Source organism: Streptococcus sp. S5, from assembly GCF_034134805.1.
Lineage (GTDB): Bacteria > Bacillota > Bacilli > Lactobacillales > Streptococcaceae > Streptococcus > Streptococcus lingualis.
Genome location: NZ_CP139419.1, coordinates 711,897 through 732,453, shown reverse-complemented (window position 1 = coordinate 732,453; position 20,557 = coordinate 711,897). Strand labels below are relative to the sequence as shown.

General features: G+C 43.7%; 22 protein-coding genes and 1 pseudogene. 3 read left to right on the top strand and 20 right to left on the bottom strand.

What is annotated here, in order from left to right; all coding sequences use genetic code 11:
* Window positions 1-22: 22 nt before the first annotated feature.
* The 6 genes from SM123_RS03370 to rplK form a co-directional block, all read right to left on the bottom strand.
* Window positions 23-238: a YozE family protein gene (locus tag SM123_RS03370; protein ID WP_003005127.1), complete on the bottom strand. Its 216-nt coding sequence runs from the start codon at window positions 236-238 to the stop codon at window positions 23-25.
* A gap of 10 nt (window positions 239-248) precedes the next feature.
* On the bottom strand, window positions 249-1,103 hold the full coding sequence (gene cvfB, locus SM123_RS03365; RefSeq protein ID WP_049490840.1) for an RNA-binding virulence regulatory protein CvfB: 855 nt from the start codon (window positions 1,101-1,103) through the stop codon (window positions 249-251).
* Window positions 1,104-1,202: 99 nt separating this feature from the next.
* Window positions 1,203-1,760, bottom strand: a complete 558-nt coding sequence (gene frr / locus SM123_RS03360) for a ribosome recycling factor (RefSeq protein ID WP_003005165.1) — start codon at window positions 1,758-1,760, stop codon at window positions 1,203-1,205.
* A gap of 19 nt (window positions 1,761-1,779) precedes the next feature.
* Window positions 1,780-2,511, bottom strand: coding sequence for a UMP kinase (pyrH, locus tag SM123_RS03355; RefSeq protein ID WP_003005706.1), 732 nt, complete (start codon window positions 2,509-2,511; stop codon window positions 1,780-1,782).
* Between the two features lie 163 nt (window positions 2,512-2,674).
* Window positions 2,675-3,364 carry a 50S ribosomal protein L1 gene (gene rplA, locus SM123_RS03350; RefSeq protein ID WP_320909818.1) on the bottom strand — a complete coding sequence of 230 codons (690 nt, stop codon included), beginning with the start codon at window positions 3,362-3,364 and terminating at the stop codon, window positions 2,675-2,677.
* Between the two features lie 97 nt (window positions 3,365-3,461).
* Window positions 3,462-3,887, bottom strand: coding sequence for a 50S ribosomal protein L11 (gene rplK, locus SM123_RS03345; protein ID WP_003005369.1), 426 nt, complete (start codon window positions 3,885-3,887; stop codon window positions 3,462-3,464).
* Between the two features lie 160 nt (window positions 3,888-4,047).
* On the opposite strand from rplK, the gene SM123_RS03340 reads away from it, so the two are divergent.
* The gene (locus SM123_RS03340; RefSeq protein ID WP_049498640.1) at window positions 4,048-4,392 is read left to right on the top strand and encodes a DUF3397 family protein; all 345 of its coding nucleotides are present in this window, start codon (window positions 4,048-4,050) and stop codon (window positions 4,390-4,392) included.
* 186 nt (window positions 4,393-4,578) lie between these two features.
* Here SM123_RS03340 and SM123_RS03335 read toward each other — a convergent pair whose 3' ends face one another.
* From SM123_RS03335 to SM123_RS03315, 5 genes and pseudogenes are all read right to left on the bottom strand, one after another.
* Window positions 4,579-6,897 carry an HAD-IC family P-type ATPase gene (locus SM123_RS03335; RefSeq protein ID WP_320909817.1) on the bottom strand — a complete coding sequence of 773 codons (2,319 nt, stop codon included), beginning with the start codon at window positions 6,895-6,897 and terminating at the stop codon, window positions 4,579-4,581.
* An 8-nt stretch (window positions 6,898-6,905) separates the two neighbouring features.
* Window positions 6,906-7,292, bottom strand: coding sequence for an SMU1112c/YaeR family gloxylase I-like metalloprotein (gene gloA2 / locus SM123_RS03330; RefSeq protein WP_320909816.1), 387 nt, complete (start codon window positions 7,290-7,292; stop codon window positions 6,906-6,908).
* Between the two features lie 66 nt (window positions 7,293-7,358).
* A pseudogene (locus tag SM123_RS03325) lies at window positions 7,359-9,320 on the bottom strand (DNA translocase FtsK); the annotation flags it as partial.
* Window positions 9,321-9,874: 554 nt separating this feature from the next.
* Entirely contained in the window at window positions 9,875-10,306 is a 432-nt protein-coding gene (locus SM123_RS03320) for a hypothetical protein (protein WP_320909814.1), read from the bottom strand.
* 135 nt (window positions 10,307-10,441) lie between these two features.
* Window positions 10,442-11,206 carry a hypothetical protein gene (locus SM123_RS03315; protein ID WP_070595285.1) on the bottom strand — a complete coding sequence of 255 codons (765 nt, stop codon included), beginning with the start codon at window positions 11,204-11,206 and terminating at the stop codon, window positions 10,442-10,444.
* A 239-nt stretch (window positions 11,207-11,445) separates the two neighbouring features.
* Here SM123_RS03315 and SM123_RS03310 point away from each other — a divergent pair, with 239 nt between their 5' ends.
* Entirely contained in the window at window positions 11,446-12,291 is an 846-nt protein-coding gene (locus tag SM123_RS03310; RefSeq protein WP_320909813.1) for a peptidylprolyl isomerase, read from the top strand.
* Between the two features lie 312 nt (window positions 12,292-12,603).
* On the opposite strand, the gene SM123_RS03305 is transcribed toward SM123_RS03310, so the two are convergent.
* The 8 genes from SM123_RS03305 to tmk all read right to left on the bottom strand — a co-directional run bounded on the left by SM123_RS03305 (window position 12,604) and on the right by tmk (window position 18,660).
* A complete protein-coding gene (locus SM123_RS03305; protein WP_320909812.1) occupies window positions 12,604-14,145 on the bottom strand; it encodes an ABC-F family ATP-binding cassette domain-containing protein in 1,542 nt (513 codons plus the stop codon).
* Between the two features lie 363 nt (window positions 14,146-14,508).
* The gene (locus tag SM123_RS03300) at window positions 14,509-14,862 is read right to left on the bottom strand and encodes an arsenate reductase family protein (protein ID WP_223325160.1); all 354 of its coding nucleotides are present in this window, start codon (window positions 14,860-14,862) and stop codon (window positions 14,509-14,511) included.
* Window positions 14,863-14,867: 5 nt separating this feature from the next.
* Window positions 14,868-15,359 carry a methylated-DNA--[protein]-cysteine S-methyltransferase gene (locus SM123_RS03295; RefSeq protein ID WP_223325162.1) on the bottom strand — a complete coding sequence of 164 codons (492 nt, stop codon included), beginning with the start codon at window positions 15,357-15,359 and terminating at the stop codon, window positions 14,868-14,870.
* Window positions 15,343-15,924 (bottom strand): GNAT family N-acetyltransferase, encoded by a 582-nt coding sequence (locus SM123_RS03290; RefSeq protein WP_320909811.1) that lies wholly within the window; start codon window positions 15,922-15,924, stop codon window positions 15,343-15,345. Before SM123_RS03290 ends, SM123_RS03295 begins: the two co-directional genes overlap by 17 nt.
* Window positions 15,925-15,941: 17 nt before the next feature.
* Window positions 15,942-16,799, bottom strand: a complete 858-nt coding sequence (rsmI, locus tag SM123_RS03285) for a 16S rRNA (cytidine(1402)-2'-O)-methyltransferase (protein ID WP_003005580.1) — start codon at window positions 16,797-16,799, stop codon at window positions 15,942-15,944.
* A 2-nt stretch (window positions 16,800-16,801) separates the two neighbouring features.
* Window positions 16,802-17,122 carry a DNA replication initiation control protein YabA gene (yabA, locus tag SM123_RS03280; RefSeq protein ID WP_003005416.1) on the bottom strand — a complete coding sequence of 107 codons (321 nt, stop codon included), beginning with the start codon at window positions 17,120-17,122 and terminating at the stop codon, window positions 16,802-16,804.
* Window positions 17,123-17,131: 9 nt separating this feature from the next.
* The gene (locus tag SM123_RS03275; protein WP_223141681.1) at window positions 17,132-18,025 is read right to left on the bottom strand and encodes a DNA polymerase III subunit delta'; all 894 of its coding nucleotides are present in this window, start codon (window positions 18,023-18,025) and stop codon (window positions 17,132-17,134) included.
* Complete coding sequence (tmk, locus tag SM123_RS03270; protein ID WP_049472085.1) at window positions 18,022-18,660, bottom strand: dTMP kinase; 639 nt, start codon at window positions 18,658-18,660, stop codon at window positions 18,022-18,024. The genes SM123_RS03275 and tmk overlap by 4 nt, the downstream gene beginning before the upstream one ends.
* A gap of 149 nt (window positions 18,661-18,809) precedes the next feature.
* Between tmk and SM123_RS03265 the strand changes: the two genes are divergently transcribed.
* Window positions 18,810-19,697, top strand: coding sequence for a YitT family protein (locus SM123_RS03265; RefSeq protein WP_223141680.1), 888 nt, complete (start codon window positions 18,810-18,812; stop codon window positions 19,695-19,697).
* A 42-nt stretch (window positions 19,698-19,739) separates the two neighbouring features.
* Here SM123_RS03265 and SM123_RS03260 read toward each other — a convergent pair whose 3' ends face one another.
* On the bottom strand, window positions 19,740-20,396 hold the full coding sequence (locus SM123_RS03260; protein WP_003005183.1) for a CBS domain-containing protein: 657 nt from the start codon (window positions 20,394-20,396) through the stop codon (window positions 19,740-19,742).
* Window positions 20,397-20,557 lie beyond the last annotated feature (161 nt).

Sequence of the window (20,557 nt, the reverse complement as noted above, 5' to 3'; positions counted from 1 at the left end):
ACCATCCTCGACCTGTCCTTTTCTAGTGGGCTTGGTATTCTTCCCAAATCGCATCAAAATCGCCAAGATTAAAGGAAAAGCTCGCATGCTCTTCTAGATAGCGACTGACCTCGTCGAAGTCATCTGTATGCTTGGGAAAAGCAGACTCGTGAAATGCAAGATCTGCTAGAATGGCTTTAGGAGCATTGCTTTTAGGATTGCGCTCCGTCATCAACCAAGTATAAAATGATTTTCGCATAAGCCTCCTCTTAGATCAACTCTGTTCCAAACTGGTCTTGCTTGATTTTTTTGGCCTTCATCAAACCACCCAAGGCCTTTTTGAACTGACCTTTTGAAATCCCAAAAGTTGCTTTGATTTCTTCTGGAGAGGACTTATCATTCAAGGTCATAAAGCCACCATTGGCTTCCAAATAGGTCAAAATCATTTGGGCATCGTTTTCCAACATCTCAAAGGAGCGTGGCTTCAAAGATAGGTTCAAGGTCCGGTCCACCTCCCGAAAACCAATAACGCGAGCATTTAGGACCTCTCCCAAACGAGGTTCTGCATAGCGCTCACTTGGGTGGATAAAGCCCAGCATATTGTTCTCTGGAAGGTAAACAAAGGTTCCAGACAATTTCAAGCGGTAGACAATGGCTGGCCAGTTTTGGTTTTGCATATTGTTGTAGGCTGGACGAGCCAAACGCTGGAAATCTTCCTGGTAGGCTAAGATTCCCCAAATCCGATCTTTCTTATCAACTTCTAAGCGAATATAGAGACGATCGCCCTTTTTAGGCCATAGATCTTTGATCTCCGGTAGGATATCTAGTGAGACAACAATCTGCTTATCTGGAAGCCCTGTGTCCACAAAGACTCCCAAATCCTTGCGCACTTCCGTGACCGTTCCCCAGCCAAAGCTTTCTTGAGTTGCAGTGACTTCAAGTGTCGTGAGTCGGAGCTTTTGCTTCATATCTGTATAGGCAAAGCCCTTGACACTTTCTCCGACTTTGTGTGGGCCTTCTGCTTTATCAAGCGCGTAGGTCTGGCCATCTTTTTGAACAAAATAGAAGTGATCATTTTCATCAATGACCATTCCCATGATGTAGCTTGCTAGATTCGTATTCATGTTTCCTTCTTTCCTCTTGCCTCTTCACAAGAATAATGGAAATAAAACCCAGCCAGCAGTGCCAACTGAGTCTATCTTTCCTGTAATGGTTGGGATGGATTAAACTTCCATCAATTCTTTTTCTTTGTGAGCTGTCATTTCATCTACATGCTTAACAGCATCATCCGTAACTTTTTGGATCTCTTTTTCAAGACCTTTCAATTCATCTTCTGTGATTTCTTTTGCTTTTTCTTGTTTCTTCGCTTCATCCATAGCATCACGACGGATGTTACGGATCGCTACTTTAGCATTTTCACCCACTTTTTTCACTTCTTTTGCCAAGTCACGACGAGTTTCTTCTGTCAAAGCTGGGATAACCAAGCGGATAACAGATCCATCGTTGGCTGGAGTGATACCAAGGTCAGAAGCATTGATGCTGTGCTCGATGTCTTTCAAAGATGATTTATCAAATGGTGTGATCAACAAGACACGCGCTTCTGGAATGGTGATAGATGCCAATTGGTTCAATGGTGTCTCTACTCCGTAGTATTCTACGAAAATACGATCCAAAAGACTTGCGTTTGCACGTCCAGCACGGATGCTACCAAATTCACGTCCCAAACTTTGGTGAGACTGAGTCATTCTTTCTTTTGCTTTTTCTACGATTGGGTTTGCCATAATCTTCCTCTATTTTCTATTATTTTTCTACGTTATTTGATACGGTTGTACCGATATTTTCACCAAAGACAACGCGTTTGATATTGCCTGGTTCATTCATATTAAAGACAACCAAGTCAATGTCGTTGTCCATGGAGAGAGTAGAGGCTGTTGAGTCCATGATGCGAAGACCTTTGTTGATCACATCGCGGTGAGTCAATTCCTCAAATTTCACAGCTGAAGCATCTTTTTTCGGATCGGCATTGTAAACACCATCGACCCCATTTTTGGCCATGAGAATGGCATCTGCTTCAATCTCAGCTGCACGAAGGGCTGCGGTCGTATCTGTTGAGAAATAAGGAGAACCGATCCCTGCACCAAAGATCACGATCCGATCTTTTTCAAGGTGACGAAGGGCACGACCACGGATATAAGGTTCTGCAACTTGTTGCATAGCAATCGCAGTTTGAACACGGGTATCCACGCCAACTTGTTGAAGCGAATCAGCCATCACAAGAGCGTTCATGACAGTACCGAGCATACCTGTGTAGTCTGCTTGGACACGATCCATCCCTGCTTCAGCAGCAGGTTCTCCACGCCAAAGGTTTCCCCCTCCGATCACCAAGGCAATTTCAATTCCAAGTTCATGAACTTCCTTGATTTCTTGGGCCATATTTTGGACAGTTTTGATATCGATTCCGACACCACGTTCGCCGGCAAGAGCCTCACCAGATAGCTTGATTAAGATACGTTTATACTTAGGTTCTACCATTTTCTCTCTCCTTTTTTGATCTGTATTATTTTACCATAAATTACGCTTTTTATATAGTCATATCCATCAAAATTTTCTTTTTTCCATCCGATTAGTTTTACCAACTGTAGCAAATAAAAATGGAGTACAAAAAAAGCTACCCGAAGGCAGCTTTTCATTTCAATTAAAGTGAGTTAACATCCACTTTGATACCAGGACCTTGAGTTGTAGTCAAAGTCAAGCTAGTTACGTAAGTACCTTTAGCTGTAGCTGGTTTTGCTTTTTGGATTGTGTCGTTGAAAGATTTAAAGTTTTCAACCAATTTAGTATCATCGAATGAAACTTTACCGATGATCGCTTGAACGATACCTGCTTTATCAGCACGGTAAGTGATTTTACCACCTTTAGACTCTTCAACTGCTTTCGCAACATCCATTGTTACTGTACCAGTTTTAGGGTTTGGCATCAAGTTACGTGGTCCAAGGACACGTCCAAGACGTCCAACAAGAGCCATCATGTCAGGTGTAGCGATAACTACGTCGAAGTCCAACCAACCATCGTTGATTTTCGCAACAAGGTCATCTTCACCTACGAAGTCTGCACCAGCAGCTTTTGCTTCTTCAGCTTTTGCACCACGTGCAAATACAAGTACGCGAGCTGTTTTACCAGTTCCGTTTGGCAATACCATTGCACCACGGATTTGTTGGTCAGCTTTTTTCACGTCGATGTTCAAGTTGTAAGCAACTTCTACAGTTGCGTCAAATTTTGCGAAGTTAGTTTCTTTTGCAAGAGCTACAGCTTCTTCTACGCTGTAGACTTTTGTGCTGTCGATTTTTTCAAGAGCAGCACGAAGTTGTTTGCTTTTTTTAGCCATTTTATCTTTCTCCTTGTAATGTGGTCATATCGATTTTCATCTCCCACGTCACTCGTCATTTGATCAAGTGTATTGCGGGCAAATAGGATTGTTACAATTAGTCAGTAACAGTGAATCCCATAGAACGAGCAGTACCTTCGATCATACGCATTGCAGACTCAATGTTTGCAGCGTTCAAATCTGGCATCTTAGTTTCAGCGATTTGTTGTACTTGTGCACGAGTTACAGTTGCAACTTTCGTTTTGTTCGGTGTACCTGAACCTTTTTCAACACCTGCAGCTTTTTTCAAAAGAACAGCAGCTGGTGGTGTTTTTGTAACGAAATCGAATGATTTGTCTTCATAAACAGTGATAACAACTGGGATGATCATACCAGCTTGATCAGCTGTACGAGCGTTAAACTCTTTAGTGAATCCCATGATGTTGATACCTGCTTGACCAAGCGCTGGACCAACCGGTGGAGCTGGAGTAGCTTTACCAGCAGGGATTTGCAATTTTACAAGTTTTTCGACTTTTTTAGCCATTTCTTAAATCCTCCTTTGTGGTTTTGGCGGTAATTACAGATTTTTACCTCCCACAAGTATGCTTTGTGCATACCTTTCTATTATACACGATTTCTCTTTTTTTGCAAGAAAAAATTAAAATATAGTAAACTTTTTTTTCGTTTTATGATAGAATGAAGCTATGTTAATCAAAGTTGCTTCTGTATTATTTATTTTTTTAACGCTGATTCTGAGCGGCATTATTGTTCACCTCTTTAAACTCCAAAAAAGAGGATGGCGATCTACTGATATTGCCTTTCCTTTATTTGCCTTGGAGTACTACCTGATCTCAGACAGCGCTTTTTACCACAGCCTCTTACCACTATTAGCCTTGAGCCTTTCGCTTTTGGCCTTGGGGCTAACGGTTTATTTCTTAAAAAAGAAAAAGAGTTTTTATTATCCGAAATTTATCAAATACTTCTGGCGCGCTGGGTTTCTGATCACCTTCTTGCTCTATCTGATCCTAACCGCTAGTTTGTTTATCTAATACCAAAGAGGCTGGGACAAAAGTCCTAGCCTCTCAATTATTTTTGGATTGTCGAGCAAAACGCAGTGGTTGAGTGGGCTCTACTACGCTGATTTCATCAGCTTTTACAGCCCTACTCAACTGTGCGGAGGTGGGACGACGAAATCGAATTCTAACTAATTACCGATTTCTGTCCCACTCTCTTTTTTATTTCTTCCGATGAAAGAACCAACCCACCAACTTCTTGAAGACTTGAATCAAGACGAGAGCAAGAACGGCCATGATGGCACAAATAACCAGTGTTTGGATCCTCAAGGGATTCATGTTAAAGAATCTACCTAAGACACTGCTTGAAACCAGGAAGGCTAGGATATTTCCTAGAAGAACTAGTCTCTTGTAGTGATTGAGAGGCTGGGATTCTTGGTAGATGATGGTAAATCCAACGAAGGCCATCAAGCAGATGGCTGCACTCGAGAGTTCTTCCGACCTCATGCCAAATGTTGAAGAGAGCAATACCAGACTGAAGATCAGTATAAAATCCGTCAAGGCAGCAGGCAGCGCATTTTTAAAGACCGTTTCGATAAAGCGCCCTTTGATGCGCTCGCTATTGGGCTCAAGCGCTAGGAAGAATCCTGGAATCCCAATCGTAAAACCACTGATCAAAGACATCTGCGACGGCATGATGGGATAGGTAAAGGCTAAGAGCGTCACAGAGATGGCCAACAAAATGGAAAAGATATTCTTGATCAAAAAGAGACTGGCTGATCGTTGAATATTATTGACCACTCGCCGACCTTCTGCCACGATGGACGGCATCTTCCCAAAGTCAGAATCCAGTAAAACCACTTGCGCCATCTTCTTGGTCGCATCGTTTCCAGATTCCATCGCAATACTACAATCTGCTGTTTTGAGAGCCAGAATATCGTTGACGCCATCTCCAGTCATAGCGACTTTATGCCCCTTTGCCTGCAAGCCTTCGACAAGGCTTTTCTTTTGCTCTGGTGTCACCCGACCAAAGACTGTATACTGGCTTGCCGCTTGGTGCAAGTCTTCTTCCGTCAGTAAGGTTCTGGTATCGATTAGATCCTCTGCTCCTTCAATGCCTGCTTTTTGTGCAATAGCTGAGACTGTAGCAGGGTTGTCCCCTGAGATAACCTTAATGGTCACTCCTTGTTGTTTAAAGTAGGCGAAGGTTTCTTTGGCATTTTTTCTCAAAGGATTGGAGAGAATAATCCAGGCTACCAAGTCTACAGGAGCCTCTAAAGTCTCTCCCAGGTGTTCTTCCTTATATTTCCCAAAGGCCAAGACCCGATTGCCTGCCTGAGTAGCAGGAGCTATCTCCTCTTCAACCTCAGGGAAGCCCTCTCGTAAAACAAATTCTGGTGCACCTAATACATAGATCCCAGATTCAAAGGCAATGGCCCCATACTTTTTCTTAGACGTAAAGGGCTGTATTTCAAGAGCCTTCCAAGGCTGACTGACTGGAGTCTTGTGAAATTTTCGGATGGCATCCATGGTATCGTTTTGATCCATACTAGCTCCTACATACTGAGCTAGAGCTTCCAAGTCTTGACCATCTTGAGCTGGACGAATCTCTGTTACTTCCATACCCGGCTCTGTAATGGTCCCTGTCTTATCGACACAAAGGATATCCACGCGCGATAAGGTCTCAATCCCCTTCATGCTATTGAGCAGGACCTTTTCCTTGGCTAATCTGACAGCACCCAGAGCCAGTGCCAAGGTCATCAAGAGATACAAGCCTTCTGGAATCATTCCGATCAAGGCCCCGACTGTTGAAGTCACACTGAGCTTGAGACTATCGCCTAGGCTGATATAGCTACGAAGAAAAAGGAGCGAGCCTAGCGGAATGATAAGAAGACCAATGATCCCCACAATACGATTGACCGCATGGACCATATCGGACTCCTCATGAGACTTGACCTGCTTGGCTTCCAGGCTCAGTTGGTTGATGTAGGAGTCATTCCCAACTTTTTCCAATCGCGCTAAACCTTGACCAGCGATCACAAAACTACCTGACATGAGCGCATCTTGTGCTCCTTTTTTGACCTCATCGGCTTCACCTGTCAATTGAGACTCATCGACTTTTAGCTCGCCCTCCAGCAAGACCCCATCCGCATAGATCTGATCTCCAGCTTGAAAACGAACCAGATCGCCCTCCACCAGCTGATCGATAGGTAGAGCGACTTCTTTTCCTTCGCGAAGAACGATCGCCTCACTCATATGCAGAAATTGCATCTGACGCAAGATCCGTCTAGAGCGGACTTCCTGCACAATTCCTACCAAGGAGTTGACCACGACGACCGGGACAAACAAGAGATTGTTCCAAGACTTCACTGCTACCAGCAAGACCGCTAAGACCAGGAAAATCAGATTAAAGTAGGTAAAGACATTGTCTCGAATGATCTGCCCAATACTTTTTTCTGTCTTAATCGTGACCTTATTTTGCTTGCCCTCTTGGATCTTTTTCGCTACTTCTTCCTGACTGAGTCCTTCTAATCTAACCATTGCTTTCCTCACTCATGTATTTCCAAGGGCAATCCTTCTGGATCGAAGAAAAATGCCATCTTCTTGCCATCAAAGTCATCATAGCGAAGGCCTGTATTCTCAATACCTAGCTGATCCAATCTAGCTAGATAGGTCTCTACATCGTCTACTTTAAAGGCCAGGTGACGCAGTCCCGCATGCTCGGGCAAGGGGAGCTTAGGCCGTTCTGGGGCCGTCGGTTTGATAAAGAGTTCTAAAGTCAACTCTCTTTGGCGGAGATTGATCAAGATATCTCCGCGTTCGGGACGGTCATACTCACTGACAATCGCAAAGCCCAACTGGTCCACATAAAAGTGCAACATAGCGTCGCGATCCCGTCCAATGATGGCAATATGATGAATCGTGTCTAACTTCATCTGGTCCTACTTTCTATTTTCTATAAAAAGAAAAGGGAGTGGAACATATGCCCTTTTTCCCTATCCTTATGATTGTTGCAATACTTTTCGAGGCTTGGTCCCTTCAGCTGGTCCAATCACACCTGCTGCTTCCAACTCTTCCATGAGGCGAGTCGCCCGGTTAAAACCAACCGATAAGCGACGCTGGATCATCGAAGCACTGGCTTTTTGGGTCTCGATGACAAGCGCTTTGGCCTCTTCAAAGAGAGGATCACCCTCGTCTGAGCCGCCCATACCTCCATCAAAGTCTGACTCCGATACTTCTCCTGGATCAAAGGCATCATCATAATCGGCTTCTGCCTGCTCTTTGACAAAATTGACAATCCGCTCCACATCGTCGTCTGAGATAAAGGATCCTTGTAAACGGATTGGATGATTTTCATCAATCGGTTTAAAGAGCATGTCTCCACGACCAAGCAATTTCTCCGCTCCATTTTCGTCCAAGATGGTCCGTGAGTCGGTCCCAGATGATACCGCAAAAGCGACACGGGAAGGCACATTAGCCTTGATCAAACCTGAGATAACGTCAACCGATGGTCGCTGAGTCGCAAGGAGCATGTGGATCCCCGCTGCACGCGCCTTCTGTCCAAGGCGAATAATAGCATCTTCCACTTCTTTACTTGCGACCATCATCAAGTCTGCCAACTCGTCGACAATGACCACGATCAATGGAAGGGGCACTTGCTTCATCTCAGACTGGGCATTGTACTCAGCCACCTTGGCATTAAAGCCAGCAATATTGCGAGCGCCTACTTTCGAGAAGAGCTCGTAGCGATTTTCCATCTCATCAACGACCTTCTGCAGGGCTCGACTAGCCTTGCGTGGGTTGGTCACCACTGGAATCAAGAGGTGAGGAATATCATTGTAGACAGAAAGCTCCACCATCTTTGGATCGACCATCATAAACTTGACTTCGTCCGGACGAGCCTTCATCAAGATACTCGAAATAATCCCATTGACCGCTACTGACTTACCAGATCCAGTAGAACCCGCGACCAAGAGGTGGGGCATCCGAGCCAAATCAAAGGTCCGAGCCGAGCCATCTACAGCCTTCCCAAGAGGAATCTCAAGGAGTTTAGCTGGGTCTGTTTTGGACTGCTCCCACAATTCACGGAAGGAAACGGTCGCAATCTCTGAGTTGGGCACTTCAATCCCGACCAGAGACTTCCCTGGAATCGGTGCTTCAATCCGCACATCCTTAGCTGCTAGTGCCAAGGCCAAATCATCTGCTAGGTTAGAGATACGGTTGACCCGCACACCGACAGCTGGCTTGACTTCATATTTGGTAACAGAAGGACCGATTTCCGCCCGCTCCACTGTCGCCTTGATGTTAAAGCTTGCAAAGGTTTCTTCCAAAATACGGATATTCTGGCGAACGATGTTTTTCTCTTTGGATTGATTTTTCGGCTTGTCAGGTGCGAAGAGATCAATGGTTGGAAGCTTGTACTGGAGGAGTTCCTTAGGTGTGAAATCCACTTGAACCTCTTCCCCATCGTCCTCGAATTCTTCGGCTTCCGGAAACTCTTCGTATGCTTCAGGATCTTCAGGCCATTCTTCATCTGGCAGGTAAATCTCTGGTGTTGCTGGTGCGACAATTTCGGCTTCTGGGAAGGGCTCTGTGAACGGCTCTTCCGCCGCCAGCACCTCTCCCGTTTCAGGGTCTACAGGATGCCCTTCCATTGAAAGGGGAGTTGGAAGAACTGCACTTGCTTCTTCTTGCTCTTGTTCAGCTGCAGCAGCTTCCTCGGCAGCTCTCGCTTCTTTTTCAAGGAATTTCTGCTCGCGACGTTCTTTGCGTTTTTCCATAGAAGCGTGGAAGGCTTCCGATCCCTTTTCAAACAAATCATAGATGGAGTAGGGACTCATCAAGAGAATCCCCAATCCAATAAAGAGAAGGCCAATAAAATAAGAGCCAATATTTGAAAAGAGGAAGGAAATCGGAGCATAAAGAAGGGCACCGATCATACCACCACCGGCAAAGCTCTCCACTCGCAGATGAATCAGGTCTGCCATGATTCTTGAAAAGGTGACCTTGATCCCATTATTGTCTAAATGAAGGGAGGATACAAAGAAGGCCTGAAACATCAAGAGAACCCCAGCAAAGAAGCTTAGGAATCCTGAAATAACCCCTTCGTGTTTGTCCAGCCATTTAAAGGCATAAAGGTAGAAAAAGGTCGCTAAAATAGCCAAATAAGCCAAACTCCCAACAAACAGTCGGATCAAGTTGTAGGCCAAGACCCCTACTGCTCCCAATTTCAAGGCCGCAAAAATTAAGACCAGACTAATGAGAATGGTCGCAATCATGCGATGAATTGCTTTTTTTCTTTCTAATTCTGCTTTGGACAGTCGTCTCGTCGACCGTGTTTTTTTTGATTGATTATTGTTTGCCATAACCTTTATTATATCACATTTCCAAGCCAGTTCTCTAGTAAAATCACTTTCACAAATTTGTAGCAGAAAGCAGAAAAACAGCACCGAGTGGGCACTGTTCTTTAGAGCTGTTTAGAACGATATTCAATGATGTTCAAATTCCAAAATGGATCTTATTCAGATTTTTTATCCTCCGGTGTGATGGTATCTAGAACTTGATCGACCTTTTGCTCTCTTTCCAATTCGTTATCCATTTGAATGATATCGATTTGATCTTGTACATTTGTCTGCTGGACTTGTGGTTTGAATGACGAAGCAAATCCTACTCCAATCACCAATAGACCCGCTCCAAGAACGCAAAGTCTTTTAACATGCCAAGCCATCGGCAAGGGAATCTTCGCTCGGATCCCCGATTTCTTGACCCAATCCGGATGGTCTCGCATCACACGATTTGCTGCCATCAGAGGCATCAGGTAGCCAAAGAGCGCAATGACCGTGGTCAAACCAATAACTCGAAAACGATTCTGATTGGAAGGAGAAACATGGTTCACTTCCATCAAGACCATTCCCACAATCACTAAAATAATGACTAGTAATAGTCCCAAAGATCTCCATAGACCTTCCCTGCGGTAACATTTCAATTCATCAAACGACATCTCGTTAAAATTCTTATTCATTTTTTAATAATTCCTTGTGTTTGTTCAGGCTCTTTCAATTAATCTCTATTTTGATTGGAGGATTTACAGATGACTGCCTTCATCCTTCAAGTATTGCTTAGCCTTTCGAACGATATAGAGCAACTCATCTTCTGAGACTAACTTGCGAAAGAGATCATTGGCTCTGTGCTGATCGCCTTTAAGAGTAGCATTCAAGGCTTGGTAGTAGATAATTTCCAACTGCTGGTACTTGAAATCATTGCTTAAATCTTCGAAATAGTCATTACTTTGGTGCGCAATGGTTAAATCATAAAGGGCAAGACAGACCTTTCTTGTTTTCTCAGCCAGTGTCGGGTCTGTGATAGTCAATTCATTCAACCGACCCTCCAGTTCTCCTCTAGACAAATCAGGATCTGTCAGGACAGTTGATCGCATGAGATAACTTTCAAAAAAGTTTTTATATTTCTGCGGATAATCCGTCCGACTAAGTGCTTCCCTAGCTTCTTTTATGACAGTATCAAAATCTCCCATCATAAAAGAATAGGCAACCGATGTCAGCTTAATATCTATCTGTGAAATAGCTTTTTTCACATTCTTGTTCAACTGAAGGTATTGCTGCCAAAAAGCTAAATCTAAGTCTACACGGAGCAAGGTGTTGCACTTGTTGGTGTAGCTTTTCTTGAGCAATTGGATGAATAAAATCAAGCATGCAATAACCAATAAAACGCCAGCAGTCTGAAGAAGATTATCCCTGACCACTAATCCAATGCAAAAGATCAGAAGCATTGCTAACAAGCCTGCAGATCTAATATAGAGTCTATAGTTTTTGCGTAGAGTTTTATAATCCAATTTGTAGCCTCCTATTCATGATACGGTTTTTGAGGGAATTCGTTCATTTTCAAACAAATTAACATATCTCCCATCATACCGAATTTTCCATCTATACGCAACTTCCTTCTTAATTAGTGATTTATCAAATGTTATCGGTCTTGAAACAACCTCAGAAAATAGAGAATCCCGTCCAGATTTGAAAGTATCGCAAAATTAAGGTACAATAGAAAAAGACAACTATGTTGGAAAGGAAGAATATGAAAAAATTAATCGCACTACTATTATTTTCCGGCTTGGCTTTGACAGCTTGTTCGTCCAATAAGACAGACACTAACGCTTCAAGCTCAAGCAAAGAAAAGACAGAGCAGACAGCAACTTCTAGCTCTAGTGAAAAAGATCAAAAGAAAATTGAAGAAGAACAAAAAAAATTAGAACAACTGCGCAAAGATTTTAACGATGCCATGACCAATGAAAATGCTGTCTTCCCACAACTCTCAACTGATGTGGCTGAAGACGAAGCAGAGGTTAAAATCACGACAACTGAAGGCGACATCACTGTGAAGCTCTTCCCTAAATATGCGCCCCTTGCAGTTGAAAACTTCTTGACCCACGCAAAAGAAGGCTACTACAATGGCTTACTCTTCCACCGTGTTATTAACAACTTTATGATCCAAACTGGGGATCCTAAGGGAGACGGTACGGGTGGCGAGTCCATCTGGAAGGGCAAAGACAAATCCAAAGATTCAGGTACTGGTTTTGAGAATGAGTATTCTCCATACCTTTACAACCTTCGTGGAGCCCTTGCCATGGCCAATTCTGGTCCAAATACCAATGGTAGTCAATTCTATATCAACCAAAATAAGGATGATATTTCTAGCAAGCTCCCGACTGACCGCTTCCCAGCTAAGATCATCGATGCTTATAAAAATGGTGGAAATCCAACCCTTGATGGTGGCAACTACACTGTCTTTGGACAAGTCATCGATGGCATGGATGTGGTCGATAAAATCGCCTCTGCCGAAACTGATGATAAGGACAAACCAAAAATAGACATCAAGATTGAAAAAATCGAGATCTTAAAAGACTATAATTTCAAGAAATAATGAAAAGAGAACCAAACGGTTCTCTTTTTCTATCAAATGTAAATTTTTCTTAGAAACTTTCCTTAGGTGAGTACGGACGTCAGCGAACTTCTGCGAAGTTCCATGACTAATTATTGAGCCTAAGGTCTCAATAATTCCGTGTGCCTGAAACAAATCTGTTTCAGGCACTTTTCTCACTGCGGAATGTTTCGGTCATTACTTGACTAAATTTAAAAATAGAATCATTTAGATTTTTTGAATTAGTTATGCCGCTTTATGTAAACAACAAAATTTCTTCATTCTAAAAAGCGAGACAAGTTTCTCTCTTTGTCTTTACGTCAATTCATTAAAGTCCCAGATTTGATCCATCCAGCCTTCATAGAAGTCTGGCTCGTGGCAAACCATGAGAATCGATCCCTTGTACTCTTTCAGAGCCCGTTTCAATTCATCTTTGGCATCCACATCCAAGTGGTTGGTTGGTTCGTCTAGTACCAAGACATTGTTTTCACGGTTCATCAAGAGACAGAAGCGTACCTTAGCTTGCTCCCCACCGGATAACACCTGGATTTGGCTCTCGATGTGTTTGGTCGTCAAGCCACAGCGGGCAAGGGCGGCACGGACTTCTGCTTGGTTGAGAGCCGGAAAGGCATTCCAGACTGCTTCTAGTGGTGTTTGACGATTGCCACCTTCGACCTCTTGCTCGAAGTAACCAAGCTCTAGGTAATCTCCACGCTCGACTTCTCCAGCGATTGTTGGGATGATTCCCAGCAAGCTCTTCAAGAGAGTGGTTTTCCCGATCCCGTTGGCTCCGATGATGGCTACCTTTTGATTGCGTTCAAACGTTAGGTTCAAAGGCTTGGTCAAAGGACGATCATAGCCAATCTGAAGATCCTTAGCCTGGAAGATAAAGCGTCCAGGAGTCCGAGCATTTTTAAATTCAAAGGATGGCTTTGGTTTCTCGCTTTGCAACTCAATGAGTTCCATCTTGTCCAGCTTCTTCTGACGAGACATGGCCATATTCCGTGTAGCCACACGCGCCTTATTGCGGGCTACGAAATCTTTCAAATCAGCAATCTCTTTTTGCTGGCGCTCATAAGCCGCTTCCAATTGCGATTTCTTCATTTCATAGACTTCAAGGAATTGGTAGTAGTCTCCGGAATAGCGGGTTAACTGCTGATTTTCCACATGGTAGACGATATTGATCACATCGTTCAAGAATGGAATGTCGTGGGAAATGAGGACAAAGGCATTTTCATAGTTCTGCAAGTAGCGTTTGAGCCAATCGATGTGCTCTGCATCCAAGTAGTTGGTTGGCTCATCCAAGAGAAGGATATCTGGTTTTTCAAGGAGCAATTTAGCCAAAAGGACCTTGGTCCGCTGCCCACCTGAAAGGGCCGTCACATCCGTCTCCATGCCAAAGTCCATGACCCCAAGAGCCCGGGCTACTTCATCAATCTTGGCATCCAAGGTATAAAAATCACGGCTTTCTAGACGCTCTTGAAGTTCTCCTACTTCTTCCATCAGAGCATCGACATCGGCTCCGTCTTCTGCCATGGCCATATAGAGGTCATTGATGCGAGCTTCAGCTGTGAACAACTCATCAAAAGCGGTCCGTAAGACATCGCGAACCGTTTGTCCTTCTTCTAAGACCGAATGCTGATCCAGGTAACCTGCCGTCACATACTTAGACCACTCCACCTTTCCTTCGTCAGGTTGCATTTTACCAGTCACGATGCTCATGAAGGTCGATTTCCCCTCACCATTGGCCCCGACAAGACCGATATGCTCTCCTTTTAGCAAACGGAAGGACACATCCTCAAAAATCGCCCGATCCCCAAAACCGTGACTCAAATTTTTCACTTCTAAAATACTCATGCTTGACTCTCTTTCATTGATTTCACTCGTATGATTATATCATCTTCACTGCAAAATGAAAAGGGAGCCCAACTCCCTTTAGAATATATATAAATAAATTATAAGTAAGATAGGTTACGCGATTTTGTCAAGAAATCAAAATAAGTTCTAACTTATGAATCTCATAAAGAATATACCGAAACTTTCCGCCGTGAGAAAAGTGCTAGAAACATTATTGTTTCTAGCACTCGGGAGTTTTGAGACCTTAGGCTCAAAACTAAGTCATGGAACTTCTTTGAAGTTCGCTGACGTCCGTACTCACCCAAGGAAAGCTTCTGGCATACCTTTATTATAGATCTGAAGAAAATCCAACTCCCTTTTCTTTTACAAACCTAAGTCTGCGTATGGTTTCCGGTAGCCCACTTGAACCACTTTTCCGTCTTTGACAAGCAGAGGCCGCTTGATTAGCATACCGTCTGAAGAAAGGAGATCCGCCGCTTCTTTCACTGTCAGTTGATCCACCTTATCTTTCAAACCGAGTTCCCGGTATTTCATCCCGCTAGTATTAAAGAAAGACTTGATCGGTAGGCCAGACGCTGCCATCCAGTCTTGCAATTCTTTGCTAGTAGGTGTTTCTGTGACAATATTTTGGCTTTGAAACTCACATTGGAGACCGTCCAATTCTGATTTAGCCTTTCGACAAGTCGAACATTTTGGGTATTCAATAAAGGTATACATCGATTTTATTTCTCCTTCCAGATAATTCCTTCATGGTGTAAGAGCCAGCGTTTGCGATCGAGTCCAGACGCATAGCCCGTCAGTTGTCCATCTTTTCCCATCACGCGGTGACAAGGGACTAAGATCGTCAAGGGATTGCGTCCAACAGCCTGTCCCACGGCCTGGGCTGAACCACAAGAAAGATCCTGGGCAAGTTGGCCATAGGTCTTGGTCTCACCATATGGGATCTCTCGCAATAACTGCCACACTCGCTCTTGAAAGGCTGTTCCTTGTGGCGCTAGTGGAAAGCTGATAGGGATTGGATCTCCCGCAAAATAATGGTCCAACCACTCCTTCACCTTCTCATGGTAGGGATGGACCTGCTCCAGCGCCCCATAGGGATCAGGCGCATCCTCTTTCGGATCATAAAAATCAAGCTCTACAAGGCCTTCCTCACTGACAATGATCGAAAGAAGCCCCATAGGACTTTCATAAAATTGTTTAAGATAGAGAGTCATTGTAGGCCGCTTCTGCTCTTTGGTCCCAGCGATCTTCTTCTGAGACCACTTGGAATAGACTAGTTTCTGCTTTTCGTTTGATCTTTTGATAAGCCAGACGGACTCCATCAATAGGGACCTTCCCACAATAATGGTAGCCCAATTTTTCAAGCAAATGTTGCATGACCAGATTATCCGGGTGCGTATCGCAACGGAAATCTGGCCCTTTTTCTCCTTCGATTAAACCTTGAAGGAAGGTCTGAGCCACCCCTTTGCCAGCAGCTTCTTTGGCTACAGCGACGCGGTGAAAAGTGACATACATATAGTTGTCATGCTCCCACTTGCCATCGTAAATCTCATTATAGGCCGCTTCGTTGCCCTTGTAGACAGCTGCATAGGCCACGACTTCCTGATCTTCAACGGCCACATAGCCACGACTTTCTAGAATATCCGCAAAAATGATCTCTTCATCTGGATAGCCATCCTGCCACTGGTCGACCTGTCTTTGAGCCAGGCTTTCCTTGGCATCTTGGATGATTTCCATAATTCGCTTAATCTCGTTGGGATAAGCCATTCTAATTTCCATCCTGCTTCCAACCTTTCCTAGTCTTGATGGTAACGAGCATAGAGCTCACTCTTTTGCAGGCCGTATTGTTTGGCGACCTGTTTAATTGCTTGATTTTTCTTCATGCCCTCTTGGACCAAGGTATCGATCTCTTGGATCAAGTCGACCTCTTCTAGGTCTAGCTCTTCTTCCTTGGCTCCTTCGACGATCAGGAGGCACTCCCCTTTGAGGGGATTTTCTTCAAGAAATGCGACTAACTCAGAAATACTGCCGCGAGTATATTCCTCGTAGATTTTGGTTAATTCACGAACCAGGACGACAGGACGATCCCCATAGACAGCCAACATATTCTCTAAGGTTGCCTTCACTCGATGGGGAGACTCATAAAAGATCTGAGTCTCAGGATAGGCCACTTTTTCTTGGAAAAAGGCCTTCTGTTGCCCCTCTTTGCGAGGCAGAAATCCATAAAAAATATGAGGTTGAGGGGCTAGACCACTGGCAATCAAACCCGTTATACCCGCACTAGGACCAGGCACAGCTACGACAGGAATCTCTCGTTCAATCGCTGCCTTGACCAGATCATGACCGGGGTCAGAAATACTAGGGAGTCCTGCATCTGAGACTTGTGCCACATCCTTTCCTGATTCTAAATGGGCGATCAGATCTGGAATTTTCTCCATGGCATTGTGCTCATGAAAGCTAGTCTGGGGTGTCGCAATCTCAAAATGCTTGAGCAAGAGGCCTGTATTTCTAGTATCCTCAGCTGCGATCAAGTCGACATCCTTTAAGGTCTGGACCATGCGGTAACTCATATCCTCCCGATTGCCGATCGGTGTTGGGACCAGGTAAAGCACCCCTGTTTTCTTTTCCCCTTTAAAACTTCGTTGGATCTGCATGCTTACTCCCTAAATAACAACTCGTCACAAAACATACACTCTTCATCGTTCTCACGGCGTTGACCGTAGGAATAAGTGCAGATATGAAAACCATCGTTGTAAATACGTTGCAAATTTTCACGACCATGGTGTTGTGACTTTGCGGATGAAGTCTTCTCCACTTCCCCCAAACGCTCTCTCAATTTATCATTTTCTAAGCGAAGAGCTGTATTTTCTTCGATGACTTGTTTCAAATTTTTCTTGATGGCTTCGACTTCAGCCAAGGTGACCAACAAATTCTGAGAAAAGCCGTCTAAAGCATCAAATAATTCTTTTTTATTCATTCTGACTCCTTAACTTTCTAAGCTCAACACCATATATTCTAGAGCATTTTGAAAAGAAACATTGGCCTTCCACATCCTGCGAGCAAGACTCAATTTATCAAGCAACTGCTGGGATCTACTCAAGCGCAACTGCTCTTCTAAAGCCAACTCCATCAAACGAAAGGCCTGGCTTTGTTTTTCCTTATCATCTGCTAGGCTCACTAAACGGGTCACTTCCAAATAAGCACGATTCAAATTGGATTGACACCGTTCGATGAACTGATCACAAACTTTTGCCAGTTCAAAAAACGTAGCATTCTTTTTTTGCTGCTCTGCTTCTTCGAGACTAAAACTAAAACGAGCTACTAAATTTGCCTGTGATTTGATCAAGCCTTCTTTTTCTAGCAGTTTAGTTAGGTAGGCTTGCTTTTTAGGAAAATGGACCTGCTGGGCCCGACTCTTGATAGTCGGTAAGATCAAGTTTTCATCGGATGTCAACAAGAAGAGATAGATCTCACTCTGGGGGTCTTCCATGACTTTTAAAAGAGAGTTGGCCGCATTGGTATGCATCTTATCCGCATCTTGGACGATAAAGACCTGCCGACTTCCTTCAAACCCTGATTGAGAAAAGTCTTGAACGAGCGAGCGAATACGGTCCGTCTTAATGATCTGGTTGACCGGACGCACGATCTTTACATCTGAGAATTCTTCTTCTGCAATCAAGCGGCAGGAACGGCATTTGCCACAAGGCCAGACTCCCTGCAAATCTTCGCAAAATTGACTCTGAGCTAGCAAGAGAGCCATCTCAAAACTGGCAAAAGAACCCGTAAAGAGATAAGCATGACTGAGCTGTTTGTGTTCTAAGATCTGGGTGAAGCGCTCCACCAATTCTGGCTGGAGCTGTTGGATCTCTTCTAGCTTCATTTCAATATCCCCAAGCGATTTTCTAAAACAGCCAAGACATCTGCAAAGACTGCTTCAAAGGATTGACTGGCATCGATTTTCACAATGCGCTCTGGTTCCTTTTCATACAAGGCCAAATAACCTTGTCTGACTTTTTGGTGAAGCTCCAAACCTTCCAAATCCAAACGATTGACTTCCCGCTCTTGGTTTTTCGCAATTCGGGCGAGCCCTTCTTCGACATCCAGATCAAAGTAAAGGGTGAGATCTGGTTTAAGACCATCTGTCGCGAATTGATTGAGCCATTCGATATCTTCCACACTCAGACCGCGACCATACCCTTGATAAGCGACCGAGCTATCAATAAAGCGGTCCATCAAGACGATTTTCCCAGCTGCAAGGGCCGGCAAGACGCGTTCCACCAAATGCTGCCGGCGACTAGCAATATAGAGCAACAACTCGGTCTTGGCATCCATACTAGTATGGTCTGGATCTAAAATGACTTGGCGGATCTTTTCTGCAATGTCTACACCGCCTGGTTCACGGGTTGTAATAAAAGGAATTCCTTTTTCTTCAAGTAGAGGCAAAACGGCTTCTAGGACCGATGATTTCCCCGCTCCTTCTGGACCTTCAAATGAAATTAATGTACCGTTTACCATAGTATCCTCTTTCTAGTTTTCTACTTTTTATTTTACCAAAAATAAGGGTAAAAATCTTGTATTTTAGGAGAGAAAATTTTTCAAAGTCATTTTCATTTTTTCACTTTTTTGTTACAATGATCTTATAAAGTTTTAGGAGACAACCTATCATGTTTAAATTTAAAGATATTCTGGCTATCATCTTGGGGGCCGGCATTTTTTCGTTTGGGATCTATTTTTTGGTCATTCCCTTTCACTTCTATGAAGGAGGAGCGACAGGGATTACCTTGATCACCTATTACCTCTTAAAAATCCCCGTATCTCTGATGAACTTGCTGATCAATATACCTCTCTTCGTTCTGGCTTGGAAACTGCTGGGCAAGAAATCTCTTTACCTGAGCTTACTTGGGACTTTCTCGGTTTCGGCATGGATGGCAATTTTTGAGGCCATGCCCCTCAGCCACCACTACCATCACTTTATCTTTACAGCCTTTAAAGGAGATATTCTGCTTGCCTGTATAGCCTCAGGGGTTGTCCTTGGTTTAGGTCTAGGGATCATCTTCAATGCTGGGGGAACTACGGGAGGAACTGATATCCTCGCTCGCATCTTTAACAAATACACTTCCCTCAGCATGGGAAAACTCATGTTGATTGTAGATGCCATTGTTCTGACAACTGTGGTCATTGTCTTCCAAGATGTCCGTACAGCTATGTACACCCTCTTCTTTATCCTGATTGACACCCTTGTGATCGACTTGATTGGAGAAGGTGGTTTTGCTGGAAAAGGCTTCCTTATCGTCACATCTAAACCAGAAGAAATTGCCCAAAAAGTATCCGACGATCTGGGTCGCGGGATTACCTTTATCCGCGGGATGGGCTATTACAGCCGTAAGGACCTGGATATCGTCTACTGTGTCGTTTCACGGAATGAGATGAAACAAATGAAAGACATCATCAATCAGATCGATCCATTCGCCTTCATCACCATTTCTGAAGCCCATGAAATTCTCGGCGAAGGCTTCACTTTAGATAAAGAAAAACAACCCATTAACCGTTAATAGAAAAATCAGACTGGATTGTCATCCAGCCTGATTTTTTTATTAAATAGCTTTTGCGGTTGTTCGAGTGATTTCATCAACTTTCAAACCGTTGGCTTCAAATTTACTACGGATTCCTTCTAGATCTGTCACCCCATCAATTTGGACTTCGATAACCACACGATCGTCTTTGGTTGGGATATTGACTGTATTGGCGATGTTATACCCTTCTTCTACAATCAAGTGAATGATTTGTTCTAGAACGCCAACCTTATCTTCTGTCACAAAGCGAACACGAACTCCTTCTTCTCCATAGCCCGATACTTCAAGGAAAGCACGGAAAATATCACGGTCTGTGATGACACCGGATACTTGGTCATTGTCCACGACTGGAAGAATTCCCACCTTGTTCTTGTACATGAGGTAGGTCGCATCTTCTAAGCTCGCAAATTTAGAGACGGTAATGACATCGCGAAGCATGACATCTTTAACCTTAGTCTTGTTCAACAGATAGTTCATCTCGAAAATAGACAAGCTTGTTGCTTTAGATGGACTTGCTTCTGCAATCGTACCTTCTGTCACCAAACCAACCAATTTATCGTTTTCAATGACTGGCAAACGGTGCAAACCTTGTTCGCGCATCAAATCTGCCGCGTGGGCAATTGTAGTATCTGGACTAATGTAAACCACTTTACGTGTCATAAAATCTTTAACAGCCATAACAAGTTCTCCTATGCTTTTATTAGTTTTATTATACTTGATTTTAAGAATGATTTCAAACGCTTTCAGCAGTTTTCTCTTGTTTTCAAAATTTAGAAAAATCAAACAAGAGGGATGAAAAAAGAAAGGTCTTCAGGACCTTTCTTTTTAATATTCTAGTG

Bases quoted from the DNA above. Each gene is read 5' to 3' on its own strand.
- SM123_RS03370 (WP_003005127.1), bottom strand. From the start codon at position 238: ATGCGAAAATCATTTTATACTTGGTTGATGACGGAGCGCAATCCTAAA.
- cvfB (WP_049490840.1), bottom strand. From the start codon at position 1,103: ATGAATACGAATCTAGCAAGCTACATCATGGGAATGGTCATTGATGAA.
- frr (WP_003005165.1), bottom strand. From the start codon at position 1,760: ATGGCAAACCCAATCGTAGAAAAAGCAAAAGAAAGAATGACTCAGTCT.
- pyrH (WP_003005706.1), bottom strand. From the start codon at position 2,511: ATGGTAGAACCTAAGTATAAACGTATCTTAATCAAGCTATCTGGTGAG.
- rplA (WP_320909818.1), bottom strand. From the start codon at position 3,364: ATGGCTAAAAAAAGCAAACAACTTCGTGCTGCTCTTGAAAAAATCGAC.
- rplK (WP_003005369.1), bottom strand. From the start codon at position 3,887: ATGGCTAAAAAAGTCGAAAAACTTGTAAAATTGCAAATCCCTGCTGGT.
- SM123_RS03340 (WP_049498640.1), top strand. From the start codon at position 4,048: ATGTTAATCAAAGTTGCTTCTGTATTATTTATTTTTTTAACGCTGATT.
- SM123_RS03335 (WP_320909817.1), bottom strand. From the start codon at position 6,897: ATGGTTAGATTAGAAGGACTCAGTCAGGAAGAAGTAGCGAAAAAGATC.
- gloA2 (WP_320909816.1), bottom strand. From the start codon at position 7,292: ATGAAGTTAGACACGATTCATCATATTGCCATCATTGGACGGGATCGC.
- SM123_RS03310 (WP_320909813.1), top strand. From the start codon at position 11,446: ATGAAAAAATTAATCGCACTACTATTATTTTCCGGCTTGGCTTTGACA.
- SM123_RS03305 (WP_320909812.1), bottom strand. From the start codon at position 14,145: ATGAGTATTTTAGAAGTGAAAAATTTGAGTCACGGTTTTGGGGATCGG.
- SM123_RS03300 (WP_223325160.1), bottom strand. From the start codon at position 14,862: ATGTATACCTTTATTGAATACCCAAAATGTTCGACTTGTCGAAAGGCT.
- SM123_RS03295 (WP_223325162.1), bottom strand. From the start codon at position 15,359: ATGACTCTCTATCTTAAACAATTTTATGAAAGTCCTATGGGGCTTCTT.
- SM123_RS03290 (WP_320909811.1), bottom strand. From the start codon at position 15,924: ATGGAAATTAGAATGGCTTATCCCAACGAGATTAAGCGAATTATGGAA.
- rsmI (WP_003005580.1), bottom strand. From the start codon at position 16,799: ATGCAGATCCAACGAAGTTTTAAAGGGGAAAAGAAAACAGGGGTGCTT.
- yabA (WP_003005416.1), bottom strand. From the start codon at position 17,122: ATGAATAAAAAAGAATTATTTGATGCTTTAGACGGCTTTTCTCAGAAT.
- SM123_RS03275 (WP_223141681.1), bottom strand. From the start codon at position 18,025: ATGAAGCTAGAAGAGATCCAACAGCTCCAGCCAGAATTGGTGGAGCGC.
- tmk (WP_049472085.1), bottom strand. From the start codon at position 18,660: ATGGTAAACGGTACATTAATTTCATTTGAAGGTCCAGAAGGAGCGGGG.
- SM123_RS03265 (WP_223141680.1), top strand. From the start codon at position 18,810: ATGTTTAAATTTAAAGATATTCTGGCTATCATCTTGGGGGCCGGCATT.
- SM123_RS03260 (WP_003005183.1), bottom strand. From the start codon at position 20,396: ATGGCTGTTAAAGATTTTATGACACGTAAAGTGGTTTACATTAGTCCA.